Consider the following 23,275-nt stretch of genomic DNA (forward strand, 5'->3'; position numbering starts at 1 on the left):
GGTTACATTCCGAACCCGGAAGCTAAGCCTCACAGCGCCGATGGTACTGCAGGGGGGACCCTGTGGGAGAGTAGGACGCCGCCGAACAAATTGTGGGAAAACCCCCGTGCTTTCAGCACGGGGGTTTTCTGCGTTTACGGCCGATCGGCCAGCACTCGGGGAGAGATTCACGCTCCCCGTGCCCCGTCCCGGCCTTCGTTTTTCTAAAGCTTCCCCGCCGCCTTCAGCGTCAGATACGCGTCTGCCAGGGCCGGCGCCAGATCGTCCGGTGTGGCGTCGACGACGGTGACACCGTGGTGGCGGAGTTGCTCCGCGGTGCGATGGCGTTCCGTCTGCGCCTGTGCCGCCGCGGCGGCTTCGTAGACCGCGTCCACGTTTCCACGGGCCCCGGCCATCCGTGCGACCAGTGGATCCGCCACCGAGGCCACCAGGACCGTATGGCGCTGGGTGAGTTGAGGGAGCACGGGCAGCAGGCCCTCCTCGACAGGGGCCGCGTCCAGGCTCGTCAGGAGCACGATCAGCGAGCGGCGCGGTGCCGTACGCAGGGCTGTTGCCGTAAGGCCCCGGGCGTCCGTCTCGACGAGTTCGGGTTCCAGTGTCGCCATGGCGTCGACCAGTGACGGCAGGACATCTCCAGCGGAGCGGCCCTGGACCAGGGCGCGAACCCGGCGGTCGTAGGCCAGCAGGTCGACGCGGTCGCCGGCGCGGGAGGCGAGGGCCGCGAGGAGCAGGGCTGCGTCCATGGAGGCGTCCAGGCGGGGTGCGTCGCCCACCCGGCCCGCCGAGGTGCGGCCGGTGTCCAGGACGAGCAGGATGTGCCGGTCGCGCTCGGGGCGCCAGGTACGGACGGCGACCGCGGACTGGCGGGCCGTGGCGCGCCAGTCGATGGAGCGGGTGTCGTCGCCGGGGACGTACTCGCGCAGACTGTCGAACTCCGTTCCCTCTCCTCGCATGAGCACACTCGTGCGGCCGTCGAGTTCCCGCAGCCGCGCGAGCTTCGACGGCAGGTGCTTTCGGCTGGTGAACGGCGGCAGTACCCGTACCGTCCAGGGGACCTTGTGAGTGCCCTGGCGGGCGAAGAGTCCGAGGGGACCGTAGGACCGGATGGTCACGCGGTCCGCCTGGCGGTCGCCGCGGCGGGTGGGGCGCAGGCGGGTGGTGACACGGCGGCGTTCGCCCGGTGGCACGGTCAGGCGGTGCCGGGAGGCCGTCGTCTCGGTGCCCGGCTGCCAGCTGCTGGGGGGCCAGGCGTCACGGAGCCGGGCGCGCAGCGGGCGGCGCGAAGGGTTCGTGACCGTGAGAGTGACGTCGGCGCTGTCGCCCAGGCGCACAGCGGTGTCCCCGGAGCGTGTCAGGCCGAGGCTCCGCACCGGCGCCGCCAGGGCGTAGTCGCAGGCGCAGGCCACAGCCAGAGGGGCGTTCACGGCGAGGATGCCCGACCAGCCCGGGTCCCAGATGCCGACCGGGAGGGAGCCGAGGGCCGCGAGCAGCGCGGCGCGTCCGGTGAGAGCCATCAGCGAGGGACCGGGACGTGGGCGAGGATCGCGTTGATCACCGAATCGGCGGTCACGCCTTCCATCTCGGCCTCCGGGCGCAGCTGTACGCGGTGGCGCAGGGTGGACAGGGCGAGTGCCTTGACGTCGTCGGGGATGACGTAGTCGCGGCCGGTCAGCCAGGCCCACGCGCGTGCCGTCGACAGCAGTGCCGTGGCTCCGCGGGGGGAGACACCGAGGGCCAGGGACGGGGATTCCCGGGTGGCCCGGCAGATGTCGACGACGTAGGCCGTGATCTCCGGGGAGACCGTGGTCCGGGCGATCGCGGCGCGGGCCGCGTCCAGGTCGGCGCGGCCGGCCACCGGGCGTACGCCGGCGGCGTGCAGGTCGCGCGGGTCGAAGCCGTCGGCGTGGCGGGTGAGGACGTCGATCTCGTCCTGGCGGGAGGGCAGCGGGATCGTCAGCTTGAGCAGGAAACGGTCCAGTTGGGCCTCGGGCAGGGGGTAGGTGCCCTCGTACTCGACCGGGTTCTGGGTCGCGACGACCAGGAAGGGGTCGGGGAGCGGGCGAGGGGTGCCGTCGACGGTGACCTGGCGTTCCTCCATGGCCTCCAGCAGCGATGACTGGGTCTTGGGCGGGGTCCGGTTGATCTCGTCGGCGAGGAGAAGGTTGGTGAAGACCGGGCCGGGCTGGAAGGAGAACTCGGCGGTGCGGGAGTCGTAGACCAGCGAGCCGGTCACGTCGCTCGGCATCAGGTCGGGGGTGAACTGTACGCGTTTGGTGTCGATGTCCAGCGCGGCGGCGAGCGTGCGGACGAGGAGGGTTTTCGCGACTCCGGGGACTCCTTCGAGGAGGACGTGTCCGCGGCAGAGCAGGGCGACGACGAGGCCGGTCACGGCGGGATCCTGGCCGACCACGGCCTTGGCGATCTCGGCGCGCAGGGCCTCCAGGGAGGACCGGGCGTGGTCCGTGTCCCCGGTGTGCCCGGCGATGTCAGTGGTCGGGTCCATCATGGACGGCGTACCTCTCTTTCGAGGGCGTCGAGTCGGTCGGCGAGGGTGACGAGGGCCGCGTCGTCGCCGGGCGGCGGGCCGAAGAGCAGGTCGTGCAGGGACTGTCCCTTGCCGTGGACGCGGGCGGACAGGGCGGGGAGCAGGGCCTCGGGCGTGTGCGCCTGGGAGACGGGGACGCCGACGAGGGGCGCCAGGCGGATGCGTGTGGTGGAGCGAAGAGCGGTGGCGGCGCGGTCGCGGGCGTTCGCCTTGCGGTAGAGGCGGGCGCGGCCTTCGACGGTTTCGGAGGCGCGGATCGCCACGGGGAGTTTTTCGGGCACGAGGGGGCCGAGCCGGCGTCCTCGCCACAGGGCGGCGAGGGCTGCGGCGATGAAGAGTTGCAAGGTGCCCCAGACCCAGCCCGAGGGGAGCAGGTCGAAGAAGTCGCGCTCGCCGGCACCGGCGGCGGGGGCGTCGGAGAGCGAGGGGAGGTACCAGACCAGATGGGGGCGGGAGCCGAGGAGTTGCAGGGCGAGGGAGGCGTTGCCCTGTTTGGCCAGGCGGTTGTTGTAGAGGATGTCGGGGGCGCCGAGGACGACGGTGTCGCCGCCCTTGGTGGCCTGCGGGATGCGCAGCAGGGTGGGCAGGCCGTCGCTGGGGTAGCAGGCCTCGGCGTCCTTGACGGTCGTCACGTAGCGGATGCCGCCGCCGGTGTCCGCGTCGCCCGCTCGGCGGGCTGCGGGCAGGGAGCAGGCCGGGGAGAGCGTGGTGTCGAAGCTGGGTGTGTGAGCGGCGGTGACGTCGGGGGCCAGGCCGCTGGCGGAGGGGAAGTCGGGGGCGACGAGGACGGTGCGTCCGCCGGAGGTGTCGGTCGCGTGGCGGAGCCGGGACTGCTGTCGGTCCGTCAGCAGGTCGGGGAGGGCGACCAGCACGGTGGTGTCGGGTCCGGCGGCGGCGCGTGCCTGGTCGAGGGTGGTGACCACGCGTGTGGAGACGCCGCGGTCGGCGAGGAGCGCGGCGACGGCGCGGCTGCCGTAGGGGTCGGCGGAGCGGGGGTCCAGGCGGCCGTGCTTGGCGCCCGACTGGACCGCGGCGATCGCGACGCCGGCGGCGAGGAGGAGGACGAGGGCGAGCAGGATCCCGCGCGTGCGGGTCCACATCTGGCGGCCGGTGCGCGAGACGGAGGTGGAGGGGGACGTGGCCTCGGTGGTCATCCGGCGGCTCCCTGGGAGCCGGCGGTCGTGCCGGTGCCGGTACCACTGCTGGTGCCGGCGAGTTCAGGCTTGGTGCGTTCCAGGTGGCGGTCGAGTTCCGCGATGCGCTGGTACGCCGCTTCGGTTGCCCTGCGGCCGCCGTATGTGACGTCGTCGAAGTCCCGGGCGGCGGCACGCAGTCGTTCGGTGTGCGCGGGGAGGGCGCGGCCGGCCTCGGCGGCGGCCTCGTCGGCGGTGCGGCCGGGGCGTATGTCGAGCAGGGCTCGTTCCTCCAGGGAGCGGACGATGGCGCGCATGCGTTCCTGGACGGCCTGGTTCCAGTGGCCCTGGGCGGCGTGCGCCTCGGCGGCGGCGCGGTGTTCGGCGGCGCTGCGGGGGCGGTTGTCGAACAGGGCCGACGAGGACGTGGGTCCGCGGCGTGGGGTGCCCAGGCGCCACCACAGGGCCCCGGCCACGGCGAGGACGGCCACGAGGACGACGATCAGTCCGACGCTCCCGCCCGGGGTGGCGAGCAGGGCGGTGCCGAACAGTTTGCCGAGCCAGTTCCAGAAGGCGTTCAGAGCGCGTTCCAGCAGGCCCGGGTCGTGCTCGTGGTACATCGGCTTGGACAGTTCCCGTTGGGCCGCCTCCCGCGCCGGGTCGCGTGGGACGGTCACCGGTGGTTCGGCTCCGGAGCGTGACTGTGCCAGGACCGCGCCGTGGACGTGCGCGGCCCGCAGGGCTCCGGCCACGGCTCGTGGGAACGCCGGCAGTGCTGTGAGAACTCCCCCCGCCAGGCTCACGGCATCAGCTCCCGGAGGCTGGAGCGTCGGCGCCGTGGCCCTGCACGCCGGCGGCCCGGGCCAGGTCGAGGTCGAGGGCCTCGCGGCGGATGCGCTGGTCGACGTAGAGCAGCACGGCCACGCCGGCCGTGATCGGGAAGGTGACCGTGGAGCTGATCACGGCACCGATCCCGGTGATGATCAGGTAGGTCCAGCCGATGTTCGGGGTGCCGTCGAGCAGGCCGGACATGCCGTTCCCGCCGAAGGCCACCGCGAGAGCGAGGAAGGGAACGGCGATGACCATGGAGACGAGGCCCGCGATGAGTCCCGCCAGGAACTGGATGCCGAAGACGCGCCACCACGAGCCGCGGATCAGCTTGGCGGAGCGGCTCATCGACTTGCGGATGCCCTGCTTCTCCAGCATCAGGGCGGGCGAGGCGAGCGAGTAGCGGACCGCCAGCCACACGGATGGCACGCAGGCGACCATGCCGCCCAGGAAGGCCAGTGCTATGCCGCCCACGGGCGAACCCGTGGTGGCGACGAGGATGCCGGGCAGCGCGCCGACAGCGATGATGCCGAGGCAGATGACGAGCAGCAGGAGGACCAGCCCGAACAGCTTGAACACCTGGGGGCGGGCGTCCCGCCAGGCCTCCGCGGTGGTGACCGGCTTGCCGAGAACCGCACGGCTGGTGACCGTCGTGAGCAGCGCGGTGGCGATGACGGTGGAGACCAGGGAGACGATGAGGTCGGCGCCGGAACCGAGCATGGTGTCGCCCATCGCGCGGCCGACTTCTCCGGCGGTGGCGTTCGGGTCGCTGAGGGCCTGGCTGCTCGTGGCGCTGTCGATGGCCAGGCGTTGCAGCAGGATGACGATGATCTGGGAGAAGACCGCGACGGTCAGGGTGATGCCCAGGACGGTGCGCCAGTGGGTGCGCATGGTGGACACCGTGCCGTCGAGGATCTCGCCCACGCCCAGCGGGCGCAGCGGGATCACGCCGGGCTTGGCGGCGGGGGGCGGGCCGCCCCAGCCGGCACCCCAGCCGCCGTGGCCGCCGGGGCCGTAACCGGGAGCGCCGTAGCCGCCGGGGCCGTAACCGGGGCTGCCGTATCCTGCCGGGCCGTAACCGCCGGGGCCCTGTCCGCCGTGGCCGGCCGGGGGCGGTGGTGCCTGGCCGGGGGCCGGGGCTCCCGTGGGCGCGGACCACTGGCCCGCCGCCGGCTGCTCCTTGGACCACTTCACGCCGGGGCCCTGCGGCTGCTCGCCCGACGGGTCCGCGGCCGGGGCGGGGTCGGGGTCGGGGCGGCCGGCGGCGTCGGCAGGTCCGGACGTACCGGTCTCCTGCCCGTCGGACGGGGCGGATCCGGGCGAGGCCCAGCCCGGAGTGTCAGTCATCGTCGCTCCTTCACGGTGCCCGTCCGCCGTCGCGGCGGCAGGTTGGCTGCCATCGTGCCATGGGGTGGACTTCCGGCGACCGGCGGTGGTTGCGGCTGCGCACCTTCAATTGTCCGGCGGATACGGGGCAGACTGACGGCATGGCTGATCAGTACGCGCAGACCCGCGAGGACGACCGGGCGGTCGGAACCTCGGCGATCCGCTGGGAAGAGCCCCCCGAGGGGCCGGTGCTGGTCCTTCTCGACCAGACCAGGCTCCCCGCCGAGGAGGTCGAGCTGGTGTGCACGGACGCGCCCGCGCTGGTGGAGGCGATCCGGTCGCTGGCCGTGCGCGGGGCGCCGGTGCTCGGCATCGCGGGGGCGTACGGTGTCGCGCTCGCCGCCGCGCGCGGCTTCGACGTGGACGAGGCGGCGACCGCGTTGGCGGCCGCGCGGCCCACGGCCGTGAACCTCTCCGTGGGTGTGCGCCGGGCGCGGTCCGCCCATCAGGCGGCGCTCGCCAGGACCGGGGACTCGGGGCAGGCCGCCTCGGCGGCGCTCGCCGCGGCGCGGCAACTGCACCAGGAGGACGCCCGGGCCAGCGCGCGGATGGCCGAGCACGGGCTGGCGCTGCTGGACGAGCTGCTGCCCGGCGGCGGGCACCGGATCCTCACCCACTGCAACACCGGGTCGCTGATCTCGGGCGGGGAGGGCACGGCGTTCGCGGTGGCGCTCGCGGCTCATCGCGCGGGCCGGCTGCGGCGGCTGTGGGTGGACGAGACCCGGCCGCTGCTGCAGGGCGCCCGGCTGACGGCGTACGAGGCGGCCCGCAACGACATGGCGTACACGCTGCTCACCGACAACGCGGCGGGCTCGCTGTTCGCGGCGGGTGAGGTGGACGCGGTGCTGATCGGCGCGGACCGTATCGCCGCCGACGGCTCGGTGGCGAACAAGGTGGGCAGCTATCCGCTCGCGGTGCTCGCGCGCTACCACCACGTGCCGTTCGTCGTGGTGGCCCCGGTGACGACGGTGGACCAGGCGACCCCGGACGGAGGGGCGATCGAGGTCGAGCAGCGACCGGGGTACGAGGTGACCGAGTTCATCGTGCCCCAGGCACCGGTGACGGGAGCCGGCGGCGGCCTTCCGGTCGCGCCGCTGGGCACCCAGGCCTACAACCCGGCGTTCGACGTGACCCCGCCGGAGCTGGTGACGGCGATCGTCACCGAGGAGGGCGCCGTCTCGCCGGTGACCGCCAAGGGTCTGGCCGAGCTGTGTGCCAGGTCGCGGGGGGCCGCCACCGACTGAGCATCGGCACCCCTGTTCCCGGGGTTCTCGGGCCGGAGGCAGACAGTGACCGCTCGGTACGACTATCGTCACTGGCCAGTGAGCTGTCTCACCTGGATCTTCGCCACCGTTACGAGAATGGGATGATGTCGTTTATGAAGGGACGAGTCCTTGTCGTCGACGACGACACCGCACTGGCCGAGATGCTCGGGATCGTGCTGCGTGGTGAAGGTTTCGAGCCGTCTTTTGTGGCCGACGGAGACAAGGCGCTGGCCGCCTTCCGTGAGGCCAAGCCCGATCTGGTTCTCCTCGACCTGATGCTGCCCGGCCGGGACGGCATCGAGGTGTGCCGCCTGATCAGGGCGGAGTCCGGGGTGCCGATCGTGATGCTGACGGCCAAGAGCGACACGGTGGACGTCGTCGTGGGCCTGGAGTCGGGCGCCGACGACTACATCGTGAAGCCGTTCAAGCCGAAGGAGCTCGTGGCCCGTATCCGGGCGCGGCTGCGCAGGTCGGAGGAGCCCGCGCCGGAGCAGCTTGCCATCGGCGACCTCGTCATCGACGTCGCGGGGCACTCCGTGAAGCGGGACGGGCAGTCGATCGCGCTGACGCCGTTGGAGTTCGACCTGCTGGTCGCGCTGGCCCGTAAGCCGTGGCAGGTGTTCACCCGCGAGGTGCTCCTGGAACAGGTCTGGGGTTACCGGCACGCGGCCGACACCCGCCTGGTGAACGTGCACGTCCAGCGGCTGCGCTCCAAGGTCGAGAAGGACCCGGAGAAGCCGGAGATCGTGGTGACCGTCCGCGGTGTCGGTTACAAGGCCGGACCGAGCTGACGTGTCGGAGGACAGCGCCGCTTCGGCGCCCGGGGGTACCGGGGCCGGCGCGGGGCGGCCTGTCGGCCGGACGACCGCCGGCTCCCGCTGGGGACGCCTCCTGGAGGGCGGGCTGCTGCACGGCGGCGTCCAGGGCAGCCCCGTCCTGCGTCTCTTCCTGCGCTGGGTGCGCCGGCCGCTGCTGCCCGTGATGCGGCTGTGGCGGCGCAACATCCAGCTCAGGGTCGTCGCCACCACGTTGCTGATGTCGATGGGCTTGGTCCTGCTGCTCGGTTTCGTCGTCATCGGCCAGGTGCGCAACGGACTGCTCGACGCCAAGGTGAAGGCCTCGCAGAGCCAGGCCGCCGGCGGTTTCGCGGTGGCCAAGCAGCGGGCCGACGAGGCGGCGACCGGCGCGGGCGACGACGCCTCCGCCGTGGACGGCCACTCCTCGCAGAACGTCATCCAGTGGATGAGCGACCTGGTGTCGTCGCTGTCCAGCGGCGGTCAGGGCGCCTTCGACGTGGTCACGCTGCCGGCCGGCGACGACAGCGGGGGCGGGCGCGGACCGCGCGCCTCCGGCGGCGTGGATCCGACGGCGAGTGTCCCGGAGGAGCTGCGCGCCCGCATCAACAGCAGCATGGTGGCCGCGCAGAGCTACGCCCGCATCGTCTACCAGGGCGGCGACAAGGGCTCCCAGCCCGCGCTGGTCGTCGGCAAGCAGGTCAACGACCCCAACGGCGATCCGTACCAGCTGTACTACCTCTTCCCGCTCACCCAGGAGGAGAAGTCGCTGAGCCTGGTCAAGGGCACGCTGGCGACGGCCGGACTCTTCGTCGTCGTACTCCTCGGTGCCATTGCCTGGGTGGTGGTGCGGCAGGTCGTCACGCCGGTGCGGATGGCGGCCGGGATCGCCGAGCGGCTGTCGGCCGGGCGGCTTCAGGAGCGCATGAAGGTCACCGGTGAGGACGACATCGCGCGTCTCGGCGAGGCCTTCAACAAGATGGCGCAGAACCTTCAGCTGAAGATCCAGCAGCTGGAGGAACTGTCGCGTATGCAGCGCCGGTTCGTCTCCGACGTCTCGCACGAGCTGCGCACGCCGCTGACGACCGTGCGGATGGCCGCCGACGTCATCCACGAGGCGCGCGAGGACTTCGACCCGGTCACCGCCCGCTCGGCGGAACTGCTCGCCGACCAGCTCGACCGGTTCGAGTCGCTGCTCGCGGACCTGTTGGAGATCAGCCGCTTCGACGCGGGCGCGGCGGCGCTGGAGGCCGAGCCGATCGACCTCAGGGAGGTCGTGCGCCGGGTCGTCGGCGGCGCGGAGCCGCTCGCCGAGCGCAAGGGCACGCGGATACGGGTCGTCGGCGACCAGCAGCCCGTCGTGGCCGAGGCCGACACCCGGCGGGTGGAGCGCATCCTGCGCAACCTGGTCGTCAACGCGGTGGAGCACGGCGAGGGCAGGGACGTCGTCGTCAAGCTCGGCGCGGCGGGCGGCGCGGTCGCGGTCGCGGTGCGCGACTACGGCGTCGGGCTCAAGCCGGGCGAGGCGACCCGCGTGTTCAGCCGCTTCTGGCGGGCGGATCCGGCGCGCGCCCGCACCACGGGCGGTACCGGTCTGGGGCTGTCGATCGCCCTGGAGGACGCCCGGCTGCACGGCGGCTGGCTTCAGGCATGGGGCGAGCCGGGCGGCGGCTCGCAGTTCCGGCTGACGCTGCCCAGGACCGCGGACGAGCCGCTGCGGGGCTCGCCCGTCCCGCTGGAGCCGAAGGACTCGCGCCGCAACCGCGGGCTCGACGACGCCGGTCTGCCGAGCGGGAAGCGTGCCACCGTGCCGGCGCAGGCGACGGGTGAGCGGACGGCGTCGCCGCGGGACATCGTGTCCCGGCCGGCGGTGGCCCCGACGGCCGATCCGACGGCGCTGCCCGGCAACGGCGCGCGCGTGGTGCCCCGGCCGGCCTCGGGTGGGCGACGGCAGGAGACGGTGTCCGCCGCGGACGCGATGGACGACGGGTCGGCGGACCTCGCGGTGGCCGAGCAGGCCGGGCCGCTGGACGTGACACAGCAAGGGGAGGCATTTCGTGGGCGCTGACCGCGTGGGGGGCGTGCGGCGGCCGGCGCGCGCGGTGGCGTACGCCGCTTGCGGGGTCGTACTGCTGGCGGGGTGCGCCTCGATGCCGGACAGCGGGGATCTGCGCGACGTGGAGTCCACCCCGCGCCAGGACAGCCAGCTGCGGGTGTTCGCCATGCCGCCCCGGGAGGACGCCCGGCCCATGGAGATCGTGCAGGGCTTTCTGGAGGCGCTGACCAGCGACGATCCGCAGTATGCGACGGCGCGTCAGTATCTGACGGGGGAGGCCTCGGGGCACTGGCGGCCGGAGCAGTCCACGACCGTGCTCGCGGGTAGCCCGGACATCCAGGTCGATCGCATCACGGAACGCGACAGCACCGACAACTGCGCGTTCGCCCTGACCGGCAGCAAGGTGGCCCGGGTGGACGAGCAGCAGTCGTACACGCCGATGGGCGGCAACTACAGCCAGCCGGTTCATCTGACGCGGGACAAGAAGAGCGGGCAGTGGCGCATCGACGTGCCGCCGCAGGGCGTCGTCATGGGCCAGTCGGACTTCCAGCGCAACTACACGTCCGTCAACAAGTACTACTTCGCCTCCGACTCCTCGTCGGGCTCGGCGGCATCCGCGACCGCCGTCGCCGATCCCGTCTTCGTGCGGCGGCGCGTGGACGCGATGACGCAGGTGGTGCGCTCCCTGCTGAGCGGGCCCACGAAGTGGCTGAAGCCCGCGGTCAGTTCGAGCTTCCCGTCCGGGACGGCGCTGCGCCGCGGCGTCACCTCGCTCGCGCCCGACGACCAGAACCGGCTGACGGTGCCGCTTAACGAGAAGGCCTCCGGGGTCGGGCGCGAGAAGTGCCGGGAGATGGCGACCCAACTGCTGTTCACGCTGCAGAACCTGACACCCACCGTGGACGCCGTCACGCTTGAGCGCGCCGACGGCGGCACCCTGTGCTCGTTCGAGTCGGACCGGGCCGAGTCCGTCGCCACGCGCGGGTCGGTGAGGCGGCCCGACTACCTGTACTTCGTCGACGACAAGCAGCGGCTGGTGCGGATCTCCGACACGGGCACGGCCTCGGGTGTCGAGCCTGTGCCGGGGGCGCTGGGCGAGGGTGTGCAGAAGCTCAAGGCGGCGGCGGTGTCGTGGGACGAGCGCACCGCGGCCGGGGTCGGCTCCGACGGCAGGTCGCTGTTCGTGAGCTCGCTCGTGACGGGCGGTGCCCTCGAGGCGCCGGTGCTGCAGAGTCAGGGCAGGGCCGAGGGCGACGGGCTGACGGTACCGAGCTGGGACGCGCGCGGTGACCTGTGGGTGGCCGACCGCGATCCCGCCCGGCCGCGGCTGTGGGTGCTGGAGCAGGGCGGGGGCGAGCCGCTCGAGGTGAAGGTCCCGGGTCTGAAGGGGCGTGTCGACGCGGTGCGGGTGGCCGCCGACGGAGTGCGGATCGCCCTGGTCGTCAAGGCGGACGACAACAGCAAGTCCCTGTTCATCGGGCGGATCGAACGCGACGAGAAGGCCGGGGAGCGGCCGGTCGTGTCGGTGCTCGGGCTGCGTTCGGCGGCTCCGGAGCTGGAGGACGTCAGCGCCATGTCGTGGGCCGGGGACAGCCGGCTCGTGGTGGCCGGACGGGAGCAGGGGGGCGTGCAGACGATGCGGTACGTCCAGGTCGACGGCTCCACGCCGGAGGGCCCGCCGCCGGCCGCGCTCACGGGGGTGCAGTCGATCGCGGCGGCCGAGGACGACCGGTTCCCGCTGGTGGCGTCGTCCTCGGAGGACGGGATCGTCCGGCTGCCGTCCGGGGCGCAGTGGCAGAAGGTGACCAAGGAAGGGATGGCGCCGGTCTATCCGGGGTGACGCGTCGCTGGTGCTGGTGTCTGTCGGGGCACTAGGTCCCTCGTGTGGGTGAAGTCTCGTTGGCGGTGGACGGAGTTGTCCACAGGCGGTTGTCCACAGGGCTGGCCGGGACGGTGCGCCGTCGGCACAGTGGAGGCATGCACGGGTGGTGGCAGGACCTCACCGACCTGGTGCTGCCGACCGAGTGCGGAGGCTGCGGCAGGCCTCGTACCGTGCTCTGCCCTCGGTGCCGTGCCGCCCTGAGCCACGGCGCACCACGCCGGGTGCGCCCGGTTCCGGAGCCGTACGGACTTCCGGCGGTGTACGCGGCGGCGCGGTACGCGGACGCGGCGCGGGCGGCCCTGCTCGCCCACAAGGAGCGGGGAGCACTGGCTCTCGCCCGCCCGCTCGGCACGGCGCTGGCGGGTGCGGTACGGGCCGGGCTGCGCGCGGCCGCGGTGGGATCGGCGGCGGACGGAACAGCGGGGAGAGTGGCGGGAGGAACGGGAGCGGGTGCCGGGCCGGCCGGGGGGTCCGGGACGGTCGTGCTGCTCGTCCCCGTGCCGTCCGCGCGGCGGGCGGTGCGGGCCCGGGGGCACGATCCAGGGCGGCGGATCGCGCTCGCGGCGGCGGGTGAGCTGCGGCGGTCCGGGACGCCTGCGCGGGCCCTGCCGGTGCTGCGCCAGCGGCGTGCCGTGGCGGACCAGTCGGGGCTGTCCTCCGGGCAGCGGCTTGAGAACCTCGCCGGCGCGCTGGAGGCGGCCGCGGGCGGTGTGCGGCTGCTGCTGAGCGGTCCGGTGGTGCTGGTCGACGACGTCATGACGACGGGGGCCTCGCTGACGGAGGCGGCGCGCGCGGTGACGACGGCCGTGTACACGGCGCGGGTCCGGGAAGGGATGAGGAAACGGAAGCCGGGATCACGGCAGAAGGAGGGGAACCCGATGTACGACGCACCGGAAATGGCGGGAGAGCGCGGAGCCGGTGGAGTGATCTGCGCGGCGGTCGTCGCGGCCTCTCCGGATTCCTTCGGAATAGAACGGAACTGACGGAGAACTTGCATCGTTGCAGGTAATGAGCGGGTCAATTCACCTGAACGGAGGTACGCGGCAGTAGAGGGTGACGTCATCCGTCCGGGCGAGATATGTTCGGGATGTGAGGGAAAGGCGCAGGCCGTCCCCGCCATATCCGAATGCCGTGCTGCGGGTTTTTCGCCATCACCCGTACCGGCCGGGTGGAGATCTCGCCCGCGGGGGAGGAGGAGGTGGACGTCACCGAGTCCGAGGTTCCGGAGCTCACCGGAACCGGGTGCACAAGGGAGATGCTCCGCCGTCGGAGCGGAGCGATCCGGGAACGGAGTTCTGCGTGGACATCGTCGTCAAGGGCCGCAAGACCGAGGTGCCCGAGCGGTTCCGCAAGCACGTGGCCGAGAAGCTGAACCTGGAGAAGATCCAGAAGCTCGATGGCAAGGTGATCAGCCTCGACGTCGAGGTGTCCAAGGAGCCCAACCCCCGACAGGCCGACCGCTGCGACCGGGTGGAGATCACCCTCCGCTCCCGCGGTCCGGTGATCCGGGCGGAGGCGGCGGCCAGCGATCCGTACGCCGCGCTCGACCTGGCGGCGGAGAAGCTCGGGGCCCGGCTGCGCAAGCAGCACGACAAGCGTTTCTCGCGGCGTGGCGCACGCCGGATCTCGGCCGCCGAGGTCCCCGACCACGTCCCCGGTGCGGCCACGCTGAACGGCAGCGGTCAGACCGCCACGGAAGCGGCCGCGGGCCAGGTGCCCACCAAGAAGGTCGGCTCGCTGGAGGTGCAGGGGGACGGACCCCTCGTCGTCCGCGAGAAGACCCACGTCGCTTCCCCGATGACCCTCGACCAGGCCCTCTACGAGATGGAACTGGTCGGGCACGACTTCTATCTCTTCGTCGACTCCGAGACCAAGGAGCCCAGTGTCGTCTACCGGCGGCATGCCTATGACTACGGAGTGATCCACCTCAGGACGGACACGATGGTCACCCAGGCGCCCGAGGCGGGCGGCACGCTGGGCGGTTGAGCAACCCCGTTCGGCGACAACAGCTGTGACGGTGCCCCTGGAGCGCGGTGTGCGCCCCCAGGGGCATCGGTGTGCGCCCCCTTCACACGGCGCTTGGTCACCGCAGTGCCGGCCGGACATGGAATCATGGCGGCAACGGCCCAACCGATGGGTCGTTGCCTTGGGTTGGCCACAGCACCACAGACCGGGCCACAGCCTCAGGGGGAGGAACAACGATGGCGGACAGCTTCGGACCGATGCGGGTCGGGGACGCCGACGGTGGCGCCGTCGGCGTGGGACCGGAGGCGGGCACTGCGCGCAAGGAGCCGATCAGAGTCCTTGTCGTGGACGATCATGCCCTCTTCCGCCGAGGCCTGGAGATCGTGCTCGCCGCTGAGGAGGACATCCAGGTCGTCGGAGAGGCGGGCGACGGGGCCGAAGCCGTCGACAAGGCCGCCGACCTGCTGCCCGACATCGTCCTGATGGACGTCCGCATGCCCAAGCGCGGCGGGATCGAGGCGTGCACGTCCATCAAGGAGGTCGCGCCCAGCGCCAAGATCATCATGCTGACGATCAGCGACGAGGAGGCCGACCTCTACGAGGCGATCAAGGCCGGCGCCACCGGCTACCTCCTCAAGGAGATCTCCACGGACGAGGTGTCCACCGCGATTCGCGCCGTGGCCGACGGACAGTCACAGATCAGCCCCTCCATGGCGTCGAAGCTGCTCACCGAGTTCAAGTCGATGATCCAGCGGACCGACGAGCGCCGCCTCGTCCCCGCCCCCCGGTTGACGGACCGTGAGCTGGAGGTGCTCAAGCTCGTCGCCACGGGGATGAACAACAAGGACATCGCCAAGGAGCTGTTCATCTCCGAGAACACGGTGAAGAACCACGTCCGCAACATCCTGGAGAAGCTCCAGCTGCACTCCAGGATGGAGGCCGTGGTCTACGCGATGCGGGAGAAGATCCTGGAGATCCGGTAGCGCCCGGCGGCGCTGCCCGGAAGGTCAGCCGACGGCGCGGGCCAGCTCCAGCACGAGGGGCTCGCGCAGCTCGGGCGCTTCCACCCGCTCCACGCGCACGTCCGTGCAGTCCACCCAGCTCGCCGCCTCGACGAGCGCCTGGGCGACCGCGGGCACGGACCGGACGCCGTCCAGGGTGACCTGCTTGGCCACGAGGGTGCGGCCCTCCCGGGCGGGGTCCACACGGCCGACGAGACGGCCGCCGGCGAGCACGGGCATCGCGAAGTAGCCGTGAATCCGCTTCTGCTTGGGGACGTAGGCCTCCAGGCGGTGGGTGAAGCCGAAGATCCGCTCGGTGCGCGCCCGTTCCCAGACCAGTGAGTCGAACGGGGACAGCAGCGTGGTGCGGTGGCGGCCGCGCGGGGGCGTCGCCAGTGCCTCCGGGTCCGCCCAGGCCGGCTTGGACCAGCCCTCGACCGTGACTGGGACCAGCCCGGAGTCCCCGATCACCGCGTCGACCTGCTCGGCCTTGAGGCGGTGGTAGTCCGCGATGTCCGCGCGGGTGCCCACGCCCAGGGACTGGCCGGCCAGCCGGACCAGCCGGCGCAGGCACTCGGTGTCGTCCAGCTCGTCGTGCAGCAGTTCCTCGGGGACGGCGCGCTCGGCGAGGTCGTACACCCGCTTCCAGCCCCGGCGTTCCACGCAGACGACCTCGCCGTACATCAGGGCGCGCTCGACGGCGACCTTGGTGCCCGACCAGTCCCACCACTCGCTGGTCCTCTTGGCCCCGCCCAGCTCCGTCGCCGTCAGCGGGCCCTCGGCGTGCAACTGCTTGACGACCTGGTCGTACGCCCCGTCGGGCAGCTCGTGGTTCCAGTGCGGGCGGTTGCGGTAGGCGCGGCGGCGGAAGGCGAAATGGGGCCACTCCTCGATGGGCAGGATGCAGGCGGCGTGCGACCAGTACTCGAAGGCGTGCGGACGCTCCGACGGCTCGCCCGTGGACGCGACCGTCCAGTAGGCCCGCTCGACGGTCCCGCGGCCGACCGCGCCCAGGCGGGCGTAGGGCACGAGCTCGTGGGAGCGGGCGAGCACCGAGATGGTGTCGAGCTGGACCGCGCCGAGGTGCCGCAGGACGCCGCGCACCCCGGACCGCCGGTCGGGCACGCCGAGGAAACCCTGGGCACGCAGGGCGAGGCGGCGGGCTTCGTCCGCCGAGAGGTCGGTGGTGGGGCGCGGGAGCGAGGTCATGGCTCGCACGATAGAGGGCGGCACCGACAACACGGGCTGAGCTGCGCCTTCCCTGCCGCCTGCCGCCTGCCGCGTGCCGCCAGTGCGTACGAAAGCCGCCCGCCGCCCGCCGCCGGGCAGCAGGTCCTTAGGCCGGTGCGGGCAGGTACGGGGCCGCCGAGGGCAGGCTCAGGTCGGACGGCAGCAGGGAGCCCACCCAGCAGTCCCGTCGCACCCCCTTGTTGTTGAGCCCCGAGCGGAGGACGCCCTCCACGGTGAAGCCGACCCGTTCGGCGACCGCGCGTGAGGCGTGGTTGCCGACCTCTGCGCGCCACTCCAGGCGGTCCACGGCGAGCTGGGTGAAGGCCCAGCGGGCGACGGTGAGGGAGGCCTCGGTCACATAGCCGTTGCCGCGGTGCTCCTTCGTGGCCCAGTAGCCGATCTCGGCCTCGCCCAGCGACCGCATCGACATGCCGAGCGTGCCCACGAGGTCTCCAGAGGGGCCGGCCAGGAAGAGGCCGAAGGTGAACATCGAACCGTTGGCCCAGCCCACCGGGACCATGTCCTCGGTGAAGCTCCGCGCGTGTTCGGGCAGGTACGGCGAAGGCAGCTGGGAGAGCCAGCGCTGGATGTCCGGGTCCTGCACGGCCGCGTGCACCGCGTCGGAGTCCGCGGGCAGGAGCGTGCGCAGGAGCAGACGGTCGGTGGTGAGCGTGACGGGTTCCATCGCCCGATTCTGCTCGGGGGCCGCGGGGGCCGCCATACCTTTGACCGGCGTGCCACGAGCCGGCCGCACTCCCCGCCGCGTGCGGAAGTGATCATAATTCGCGCAAATCACCGCCGGGACACGGCACCATCCGCGGCCCCGGGACGTTGTTCCCGTGAGGGCCCCGCGAAGCTGCGGACGGGTGGCCTTGCGGCAGGCCCTCCCGGCTCGGCCGTGTCCTCGCATACGATGGCCGTTGCTCAGTACGTCAATGGAAACCGACCGTCCCAGGCCCGACCGGCAAGGAGACCAACCCCCGTGTCCGTCCTCTCGAAGATCATGCGTGCAGGCGAAGGCAAGATCCTGCGCAAGCTGCACCGCATCGCGGGCCAGGTCAACTCCATCGAAGAGGACTTCGTCGCCCTCTCCGACGCCGATCTGCGTGCCCTCACCGATGAGTACAAGCAGCGGTACGCGGACGGCGAGAGCCTGGACGACCTGCTCCCCGAGGCGTTCGCCACGGTGCGCGAGGCGGCCAAGCGTGTCCTCGGCCAGCGGCACTACGACGTCCAGATGATGGGCGGCGCCGCCCTGCACCTGGGTTATGTCGCCGAGATGAAGACCGGCGAGGGCAAGACCCTGGTCGGCACCCTGCCCGCCTATCTGAACGCGATCTCGGGCGACGGCGTGCACATCATCACGGTCAACGACTACCTGGCCGAGCGCGACTCGGAGATGATGGGCCGCGTCCACAGGTTCCTGGGTCTGTCCGTCGGCTGCATCCTCGCGAACATGACGCCGGCCCAGCGCCGCGAGCAGTACGGCTGCGACATCACCTACGGCACGAACAACGAGTTCGGCTTCGACTACCTCCGCGACAACATGGCGTGGTCCCAGGACGAGCTCGTCCAGCGCGGCCACAACTTCGCGATCGTCGACGAGGTCGACTCCATCCTCGTCGACGAGGCCCGTACGCCGCTGATCATCTCCGGCCCGGCCGACCAGGCCACCAAGTGGTACGGCGACTTCGCCAAGCTGGTCACCCGCCTGAAGAAGGGCGAGGCGGGCAACCCGCTCAAGGGCGTCGAGGAGACCGGCGACTACGACGTCGACGAGAAGAAGCGCACGGTCGCCATCCACGAGGCCGGTGTCTCCAAGGTCGAGGACTGGCTGGGCATCGACAACCTCTACGAGTCGGTGAACACCCCGCTCGTGGGCTACCTGAACAACGCCATCAAGGCCAAGGAGCTCTTCAAGCGCGACAAGGACTACGTCGTCATCGACGGCGAGGTCATGATCGTCGACGAGCACACCGGCCGTATCCTCGCCGGCCGCCGCTACAACGAGGGCATGCACCAGGCGATCGAGGCGAAGGAAGGGGTGGACATCAAGGACGAGAACCAGACGCTCGCCACGATCACCCTGCAGAACTTCTTCCGCCTCTACAGCAAGCTCTCCGGCATGACCGGTACGGCGATGACCGAGGCCGCCGAGTTCCACCAGATCTACAAGCTCGGCGTGGTCCCGATCCCGACCAACAAGCCGATGGTCCGCAAGGACCAGGCGGACCTGATCTACCGCACCGAGGTCGCCAAGTTCGAGGCGGTCGTCGACGACATCGCCGAGAAGCACGAGAAGGGCCAGCCGATCCTGGTCGGCACCACCTCGGTGGAGAAGTCGGAGTACCTCTCGCAGCAGCTCAGCAAGCGTGGCGTCCAGCACGAGGTGCTCAACGCCAAGCACCACGAGCGTGAGGCGTCGATCGTCGCCCAGGCCGGCCGCAGGGGCGCGGTGACCGTGGCGACGAACATGGCCGGCCGCGGTACGGACATCAAGCTCGGTGGCAACCCGGAGGACCTCGCCGAGGCGGAGCTGCGCCAGCGCGGCCTCGACCCCGAGGAGCACATCGAGGAGTGGGCGGCGGCCCTGCCGGAGGCGTTGCAGCGCGCCGAGGCGGCGGTCAAGGCCGAGAAGGACGAGGTCGAGCGGCTCGGCGGCCTGTACGTGCTCGGCACCGAGCGGCACGAGTCGCGCCGTATCGACAACCAGCTGCGTGGTCGTAGCGGCCGTCAGGGCGACCCGGGCGAGTCCCGCTTCTACCTCTCCCTGGGCGACGACCTGATGCGTCTGTTCAAGGCGCAGATGGTCGAGCGCGTGATGTCGATGGCGAACGTGCCGGACGACGTGCCGATCGAGAACAAGATGGTCACGCGCGCGATCGCGTCCGCCCAGTCGCAGGTCGAGCAGCAGAACTTCGAGACACGCAAGAACGTTCTGAAGTACGACGAGGTGCTCAACCGGCAGCGCGAGGTCATCTACGGCGAGCGGCGCCGCGTCCTGGAGGGCGAGGACCTGCAGGAGCAGGTGCAGCACTTCATGAAAGACACCATCGACGCGTACGTCGGGGCGGAGACCGCCGAGGGCTTCCCGGAGGACTGGGACCTCGACCGCCTGTGGGGCGCCTTCAAGCAGCTCTACCCGGTGAAGATCACCATCGAGGAGCTGGAGGAGGCTGCCGGGGACCGCGCGGGTCTGACGGCGGAGTTCATCAGCGAGTCCATCGAGGACGACATCCGCGAGCAGTACGAGGCCCGCGAGGCGCAGCTCGGCTCGGAGATCATGCGTGAGCTGGAGCGCCGGGTGGTGCTGTCGGTGCTGGACCGCAAGTGGCGCGAGCACCTCTACGAGATGGACTACCTCCAGGAGGGCATCGGCCTGCGCGCGATGGCGCAGAAGGACCCGCTGGTCGAGTACCAGCGCGAGGGCTTCGACATGTTCACCGCGATGATGGAGGGCATCAAGGAGGAGTCCGTCGGCTACCTGTTCAACCTGGAGGTCCAGGTCGAGCAGCAGGTCGAGGAGGTGCCGGTCGAGGACACGAAGCCGGTGGCCGACCTGGAGAAGCACGACGCGGTTCCGGCGCAGGCCGGCGCGCGCCCGGAGATCCGGGCCAAGGGGCTGGACGCGCCGCAGCGGCGTGACCTGCACTTCTCGGCGCCGACCGTGGACGGCGAGGGCGGCATCGTCGAGGGCGAGTTCGCCACGGACGGCGAGCCCGTGCGCTCGGAGGCCGACGGCCTCACGCGTGCGGAGCGGCGCAAGCAGGCGAAGTCCGGGCGCCGCCGCAAGAAGTGACCGCCGCTTCCTGAAGCATCCGGCTGCGGCCGGGGAAGGGCCGGGCATCCTCGGGATGCCCGGCCCTTCGGCCTGTCCTCGGTTCGCCGTCAGGGCAGGTCGTCCCTCGTACGGGGCATACGGGGGCCGCCGAGCTCCACCGCGGTGCAGCGCCAGCGCCGGTCCCGGCCCTGCTCCAGGCGGAACGCCATCGCGCGCAGCTGGTCGCCCGCGCCGATGCGGGCGAAGGCCTCCACGGCGCCCGGGCGGGGCTCGTAGTAGCCGATGTCGCGCACGACGGGGCGGGCACCCCGGGTGCGCAGCGTGCCGCGCTCGGCGAGCCACGCGAGCTCGTCGTAGGCCCGGCCCGCGGTGTGCCGCAGCATCCAGTGCACGGGTCGCTGCCCGCTGAGCACGGCGAGCAGCCGGTCCGCGAACAGATCGGTGGCCATGGGCAGCGAAACGGCCCGCGCGGCGCCGGGAGCCCCGGCTCCCGCCGGGGCGGCCCCGTCAGCGCGGATCCCCGCCGCGAGGGCGGCCTCACCGACGTGGATGCCTGCCGCGCGGACTGCCGCGTGGGCGCGGGTGCCCGAGGCGCCCGCCGCGCCCGTGGCACCTGTGGCGCCCGCCGTGCCTGCGGCGCCTGCCGTGCCTGCGGCGCCCGCCGCGCCCGTGGCGCCTGCGGTGCCCGTGGCGCCTGCCCCGCCTGCGGCGCCTGCCGTGCCTGCCGTGCCTGCGGCGCCTGTGGCACCCGGCGCGCCTGCGGTGCCCGTGGTGCCCCTGGCTGTGCCCGTGGTGCCCGTGCCCGTGGTGCCAGTGGCGCCCATGGCACCCGCGCCACCCGCGTCGCTGCCCGGTACGGAACGGTGCGTACCCGCCCGGCGGGCTCCTGCTGTGCCCGCTGTGCGGCCTGGGGCGGCCTCGGAGCCTACGTTCGCGCGGGCTGCCGGGTGGGCGTCTGCGGGGGTCGTTGCCGTCCTGTGGGACGTGTCCGGGGCGGCGGTGCTGGTCGGCCTCGGTGCGGGGTCGCCTGAGGTCCGTGTGCCGGTGCGTGTTCGGTGGGCGCCGAGGGGGGTCGCCGGGGGGCGGGTGTCCCGGGGGCCTGTGGGGAGTGCGGGGGTGTGGCGGGGCGGGGGGTTGTCCTCGGCTGTGCGGGGGAGGGTTCCTCCTGGAGTGCGGGGCGGGTGGCCGCCGGGGCGGCGGTGGTCGCGGCGGCCCGGCGGGTGGGAGCCCGGGCGGCGCTGGGTCCTGGTCATGACCTTGTTCATGAGTCCCCGTTCGGTGTCGTGCCCGGCGTAGGCGCCCAGAGGCATGGGCCGGCCGAGGGCCGGCCGTTTCGTACCGGGCAGTAACTTCCTGCTGGGCCTCTTGTACGGGTCCGAGGGCCCCGCGGCAAGGAAGGCGCGGCGCGCGTCGGACCGTGGACGAGTTCACCCCTCCGTGTGATCGTGGGCGCCGCCGGCCGTGCGGGGACTGGGGTGTACCGGGTGAGGTGAGGGGTGCGCGGTGGACGGACAGGAGGTGTGGCCGGGGACTCGAAAGGGGACTCCCGCACGTATCCTGAAGGCCGTCCGGGCGGCGAGCCCTCCGACCACGAAAGCGGCCTGCCATGCGTGTCTACGTCCCCCTGACCCTCTCGGGCCTCGCCGAGGCGCACAAGACGGGGGAGCTGGGGACAGGGGCGCTCACCGCGTACGCCGTGACGCCCGCGCTGCGCGAGTGGTACCTCTCCGACGACATCGAGGAGTTGGAGTACGCCGCGCTGAACCGGGCCGCGCTCGCCTCGCTGCGCCTGCTGGCGCTGGACCCGGGCGCGCCGCGGCGCCGCGTGGTGGTCGCCATGGACGTGGCCGACGGCGCGGCGACGGCCGACCCCGACCGCGGGCTCGACCCCGCCGCGCTCGGCGAGGTGCGGGTGGCCGGTCCCGTGCGGCTGGCCAAGGCGGCCGCCGTGCACGTCGACGCCGGTGACGCGGAGGCGGACGTGACCGCCGCGGCCGGGGCCCTGGGGGCGGCGGACGCGGGCGACGACGACGCCCGGTTCGTCGTGGACGGCGCCGAGGATCACGAACTGCTCTGGTACGCCACGCAGGAGATCCCGAACCTGGTGGGGCTCGACGGCTGAGCCCCGCGGACCGCGACCGGGCCCGTGACCTGACCACGGGTCGCGACCTGCCGTTCTCCTGATTGTCAGTGGCGGCGGGTACGTTTTCCGGTATGGGGAAACAGTCAGGGGCGCACATCGTCTGGGACTGGAACGGCACGCTGTTCCACGACAACGACGCGGTCATCGGCGCGACGAACGCGGCTTTCGCCGAGCTGGGCATGGAGCCGATCACACTGGAGCAGTACCGCGCGCTGTACTGCGTGCCGGTCCCGAAGTTCTACGAGCGGCTGCTGGGCCGGCTGCCCACCGAGGCCGAGTGGGACGCGATGGACGGTGTCTTCCACCGGTACTACTCCGAGCACCGCACGGCGTGCACCCTGACCGAGGGCGCCGTGGACCTGCTCACCGACTGGACGTCGGCCGGGCACAGCCAGTCGATCCTCAGCATGTACGGGCACGAGGACCTCGTCCCGCTGGTCCGAGGCTTCGGGATCGAGGCGCACTTCCTCCGGGTGGACGGGAGAACGGGGAGATCCGGCGGCAGCAAGGCCGAGCACATGGTGCGGCACCTGGGCGCGCTGTCCGCGACGGTGAACCCCGCGCGCACGGTGGTGATCGGGGACGCGGCGGACGACGCGGTGGCCGCGCGGCACGTCGGGGCGCGGGCGGTGCTCTACACCGGCGGCTCGCACAGCCGGGCCAGCCTGGAGGAGGTCGGCGTACCGGTGGTGGACACCCTGCGGGAGGCGGTCGCGGAGGCGCAGCGGCTGGCCGACTGAGCGGGCCGCGGCGACAGGCACGGGAGGAGCAGCCCGGCGAGGAGTCCGGCGAGAAGTCCGGGGAGAAGCGCGGACGGACGCGCGGCAGGACGTGGGAGAGGACGACGCGGGGGAGCGACGGGGTCAGAAACGTGGAGTGGGAAGCGCACAGCGGGAAACGCGGAACGTCGGGGTCCGGCGGAGCCATACGCCGCCTTCGCCGGCATCACCCCTGTGCAGAACGTCAAACTTCCACCCCCGGTTTTGTACACATACGGCTCATGACGGGCCCCCCGTGAGGAGCGATAGCCTTGTGGCGTGATCAGCGCGATAGTTCGCGGAGGCACCGTCGCCTCCGCTGTGCGCCCGGTGAGCACGGACCGTATCCGTGTCCGGGCGGCGGTCGCTGGTCCTCGCGGGCGGGAAGGGGCCGTGGCGGCCCCCGGGACGCCGCGTCAACCACGGGTTCGGGCGCCGCGGAGAGCAGCGTCACACCCGTCGGACGCGTCGAACATGACTGATATCCCCCCGCTCATCTCACTTTCCG

At 72.2% G+C, this 23,275-nt stretch carries 18 protein-coding genes and 1 rRNA gene; 11 read left to right on the forward strand and 8 right to left on the reverse strand.

Annotated elements, in window-relative coordinates; genetic code table 11:
* Positions 1 to 87 (forward strand): 5S ribosomal RNA (gene rrf, locus ACIP4X_RS25270); the annotation flags it as partial.
* A gap of 116 nt (positions 88 to 203) precedes the next feature.
* Here rrf and ACIP4X_RS25275 read toward each other — a convergent pair.
* From ACIP4X_RS25275 to ACIP4X_RS25295, 5 genes are read right to left on the reverse strand one after another with little or no spacing between them, the layout of a single operon-like run.
* Complete coding sequence (locus ACIP4X_RS25275) at positions 204 to 1,514, reverse strand: DUF58 domain-containing protein (protein ID WP_401350749.1); 1,311 nt, start codon at positions 1,512 to 1,514, stop codon at positions 204 to 206.
* Entirely contained in the window at positions 1,514 to 2,503 is a 990-nt protein-coding gene (locus tag ACIP4X_RS25280; protein ID WP_358728012.1) for a MoxR family ATPase, read from the reverse strand. The genes ACIP4X_RS25275 and ACIP4X_RS25280 overlap by 1 nt, the downstream gene beginning before the upstream one ends.
* Positions 2,503 to 3,699, reverse strand: coding sequence for a DUF4350 domain-containing protein (locus ACIP4X_RS25285; protein ID WP_401350751.1), 1,197 nt, complete (start codon positions 3,697 to 3,699; stop codon positions 2,503 to 2,505). Before ACIP4X_RS25285 ends, ACIP4X_RS25280 begins: the two co-directional genes overlap by 1 nt.
* Positions 3,696 to 4,481, reverse strand: coding sequence for a DUF4129 domain-containing protein (locus tag ACIP4X_RS25290; RefSeq protein WP_401350753.1), 786 nt, complete (start codon positions 4,479 to 4,481; stop codon positions 3,696 to 3,698). The genes ACIP4X_RS25285 and ACIP4X_RS25290 overlap by 4 nt, the downstream gene beginning before the upstream one ends.
* Positions 4,482 to 4,485: 4 nt before the next feature.
* Positions 4,486 to 5,853: a hypothetical protein gene (locus tag ACIP4X_RS25295; RefSeq protein ID WP_358728017.1), complete on the reverse strand. Its 1,368-nt coding sequence runs from the start codon at positions 5,851 to 5,853 to the stop codon at positions 4,486 to 4,488.
* A gap of 140 nt (positions 5,854 to 5,993) precedes the next feature.
* Between ACIP4X_RS25295 and mtnA the strand changes: the two genes are divergently transcribed.
* From mtnA to ACIP4X_RS25330, 7 genes are all read left to right on the forward strand, one after another.
* Positions 5,994 to 7,136, forward strand: a complete 1,143-nt coding sequence (gene mtnA, locus ACIP4X_RS25300; protein ID WP_358728019.1) for an S-methyl-5-thioribose-1-phosphate isomerase — start codon at positions 5,994 to 5,996, stop codon at positions 7,134 to 7,136.
* A 122-nt stretch (positions 7,137 to 7,258) separates the two neighbouring features.
* Positions 7,259 to 7,948: a two-component system response regulator MtrA gene (mtrA, locus tag ACIP4X_RS25305; protein WP_009188938.1), complete on the forward strand. Its 690-nt coding sequence runs from the start codon at positions 7,259 to 7,261 to the stop codon at positions 7,946 to 7,948.
* Between the two features lies 1 nt (position 7,949).
* Positions 7,950 to 10,019 carry an MtrAB system histidine kinase MtrB gene (mtrB, locus tag ACIP4X_RS25310; RefSeq protein WP_401350755.1) on the forward strand — a complete coding sequence of 690 codons (2,070 nt, stop codon included), beginning with the start codon at positions 7,950 to 7,952 and terminating at the stop codon, positions 10,017 to 10,019.
* Positions 10,009 to 11,847: an LpqB family beta-propeller domain-containing protein gene (locus tag ACIP4X_RS25315; RefSeq protein ID WP_358728023.1), complete on the forward strand. Its 1,839-nt coding sequence runs from the start codon at positions 10,009 to 10,011 to the stop codon at positions 11,845 to 11,847. The genes mtrB and ACIP4X_RS25315 overlap by 11 nt, the downstream gene beginning before the upstream one ends.
* 137 nt (positions 11,848 to 11,984) lie before the next feature.
* Positions 11,985 to 12,872, forward strand: a complete 888-nt coding sequence (locus ACIP4X_RS25320) for a ComF family protein (RefSeq protein WP_401350757.1) — start codon at positions 11,985 to 11,987, stop codon at positions 12,870 to 12,872.
* Between the two features lie 316 nt (positions 12,873 to 13,188).
* Positions 13,189 to 13,875 carry a ribosome hibernation-promoting factor, HPF/YfiA family gene (hpf, locus tag ACIP4X_RS25325; RefSeq protein ID WP_358728027.1) on the forward strand — a complete coding sequence of 229 codons (687 nt, stop codon included), beginning with the start codon at positions 13,189 to 13,191 and terminating at the stop codon, positions 13,873 to 13,875.
* 215 nt (positions 13,876 to 14,090) lie between these two features.
* Positions 14,091 to 14,837: a response regulator transcription factor gene (locus ACIP4X_RS25330; RefSeq protein ID WP_358728029.1), complete on the forward strand. Its 747-nt coding sequence runs from the start codon at positions 14,091 to 14,093 to the stop codon at positions 14,835 to 14,837.
* A 24-nt stretch (positions 14,838 to 14,861) separates the two neighbouring features.
* Here the strand turns inward: ACIP4X_RS25330 and ACIP4X_RS25335 are convergent, their stop codons facing one another.
* A complete protein-coding gene (locus tag ACIP4X_RS25335) occupies positions 14,862 to 16,064 on the reverse strand; it encodes a winged helix-turn-helix domain-containing protein (RefSeq protein ID WP_401350759.1) in 1,203 nt (400 codons plus the stop codon).
* Between the two features lie 127 nt (positions 16,065 to 16,191).
* A complete protein-coding gene (locus ACIP4X_RS25340; RefSeq protein WP_401350761.1) occupies positions 16,192 to 16,770 on the reverse strand; it encodes a GNAT family N-acetyltransferase in 579 nt (192 codons plus the stop codon).
* A 297-nt stretch (positions 16,771 to 17,067) separates the two neighbouring features.
* On the opposite strand from ACIP4X_RS25340, the gene secA reads away from it, so the two are divergent.
* On the forward strand, positions 17,068 to 19,884 hold the full coding sequence (gene secA, locus ACIP4X_RS25345) for a preprotein translocase subunit SecA (protein ID WP_358728035.1): 2,817 nt from the start codon (positions 17,068 to 17,070) through the stop codon (positions 19,882 to 19,884).
* Positions 19,885 to 19,973: 89 nt separating this feature from the next.
* Here secA and ACIP4X_RS25350 read toward each other — a convergent pair whose 3' ends face one another.
* On the reverse strand, positions 19,974 to 20,690 hold the full coding sequence (locus ACIP4X_RS25350; protein ID WP_401350763.1) for an Rv3235 family protein: 717 nt from the start codon (positions 20,688 to 20,690) through the stop codon (positions 19,974 to 19,976).
* A 782-nt stretch (positions 20,691 to 21,472) separates the two neighbouring features.
* Here ACIP4X_RS25350 and ACIP4X_RS25355 point away from each other — a divergent pair.
* Together ACIP4X_RS25355 and ACIP4X_RS25360 are read left to right on the forward strand one after the other, a co-directional pair.
* The gene (locus tag ACIP4X_RS25355) at positions 21,473 to 21,988 is read left to right on the forward strand and encodes a DUF6912 family protein (RefSeq protein WP_401350765.1); all 516 of its coding nucleotides are present in this window, start codon (positions 21,473 to 21,475) and stop codon (positions 21,986 to 21,988) included.
* Between the two features lie 92 nt (positions 21,989 to 22,080).
* Positions 22,081 to 22,749 (forward strand): HAD hydrolase-like protein, encoded by a 669-nt coding sequence (locus ACIP4X_RS25360; protein WP_358728041.1) that lies wholly within the window; start codon positions 22,081 to 22,083, stop codon positions 22,747 to 22,749.
* Positions 22,750 to 23,275: the final 526 nt, after the last annotated feature.

Origin of the sequence: Streptomyces sp. NPDC088817 (genome assembly GCF_044750345.1) — a bacterium.
Taxonomy (GTDB): Bacteria; Actinomycetota; Actinomycetes; order Streptomycetales; family Streptomycetaceae; genus Streptomyces.

What these genes read in the sequence shown, in the direction of transcription:
- ACIP4X_RS25355 (WP_401350765.1), top strand. Translation starts at nt 21,473, where the DNA reads ATGCGTGTCTACGTCCCCCTGACCCTCTCGGGCCTCGCCGAGGCGCAC.
- ACIP4X_RS25295 (WP_358728017.1), bottom strand. Translation starts at nt 5,853, where the DNA reads ATGACTGACACTCCGGGCTGGGCCTCGCCCGGATCCGCCCCGTCCGAC.
- ACIP4X_RS25280 (WP_358728012.1), bottom strand. Translation starts at nt 2,503, where the DNA reads ATGGACCCGACCACTGACATCGCCGGGCACACCGGGGACACGGACCAC.
- ACIP4X_RS25360 (WP_358728041.1), top strand. Translation starts at nt 22,081, where the DNA reads ATGGGGAAACAGTCAGGGGCGCACATCGTCTGGGACTGGAACGGCACG.
- mtnA (WP_358728019.1), top strand. Translation starts at nt 5,994, where the DNA reads ATGGCTGATCAGTACGCGCAGACCCGCGAGGACGACCGGGCGGTCGGA.
- ACIP4X_RS25340 (WP_401350761.1), bottom strand. Translation starts at nt 16,770, where the DNA reads ATGGAACCCGTCACGCTCACCACCGACCGTCTGCTCCTGCGCACGCTC.
- ACIP4X_RS25330 (WP_358728029.1), top strand. Translation starts at nt 14,091, where the DNA reads ATGGCGGACAGCTTCGGACCGATGCGGGTCGGGGACGCCGACGGTGGC.
- ACIP4X_RS25320 (WP_401350757.1), top strand. Translation starts at nt 11,985, where the DNA reads ATGCACGGGTGGTGGCAGGACCTCACCGACCTGGTGCTGCCGACCGAG.
- ACIP4X_RS25335 (WP_401350759.1), bottom strand. Translation starts at nt 16,064, where the DNA reads ATGACCTCGCTCCCGCGCCCCACCACCGACCTCTCGGCGGACGAAGCC.
- ACIP4X_RS25350 (WP_401350763.1), bottom strand. Translation starts at nt 20,690, where the DNA reads ATGGGCGCCACTGGCACCACGGGCACGGGCACCACGGGCACAGCCAGG.
- ACIP4X_RS25275 (WP_401350749.1), bottom strand. Translation starts at nt 1,514, where the DNA reads ATGGCTCTCACCGGACGCGCCGCGCTGCTCGCGGCCCTCGGCTCCCTC.
- mtrA (WP_009188938.1), top strand. Translation starts at nt 7,259, where the DNA reads ATGATGTCGTTTATGAAGGGACGAGTCCTTGTCGTCGACGACGACACC.
- ACIP4X_RS25285 (WP_401350751.1), bottom strand. Translation starts at nt 3,699, where the DNA reads ATGACCACCGAGGCCACGTCCCCCTCCACCTCCGTCTCGCGCACCGGC.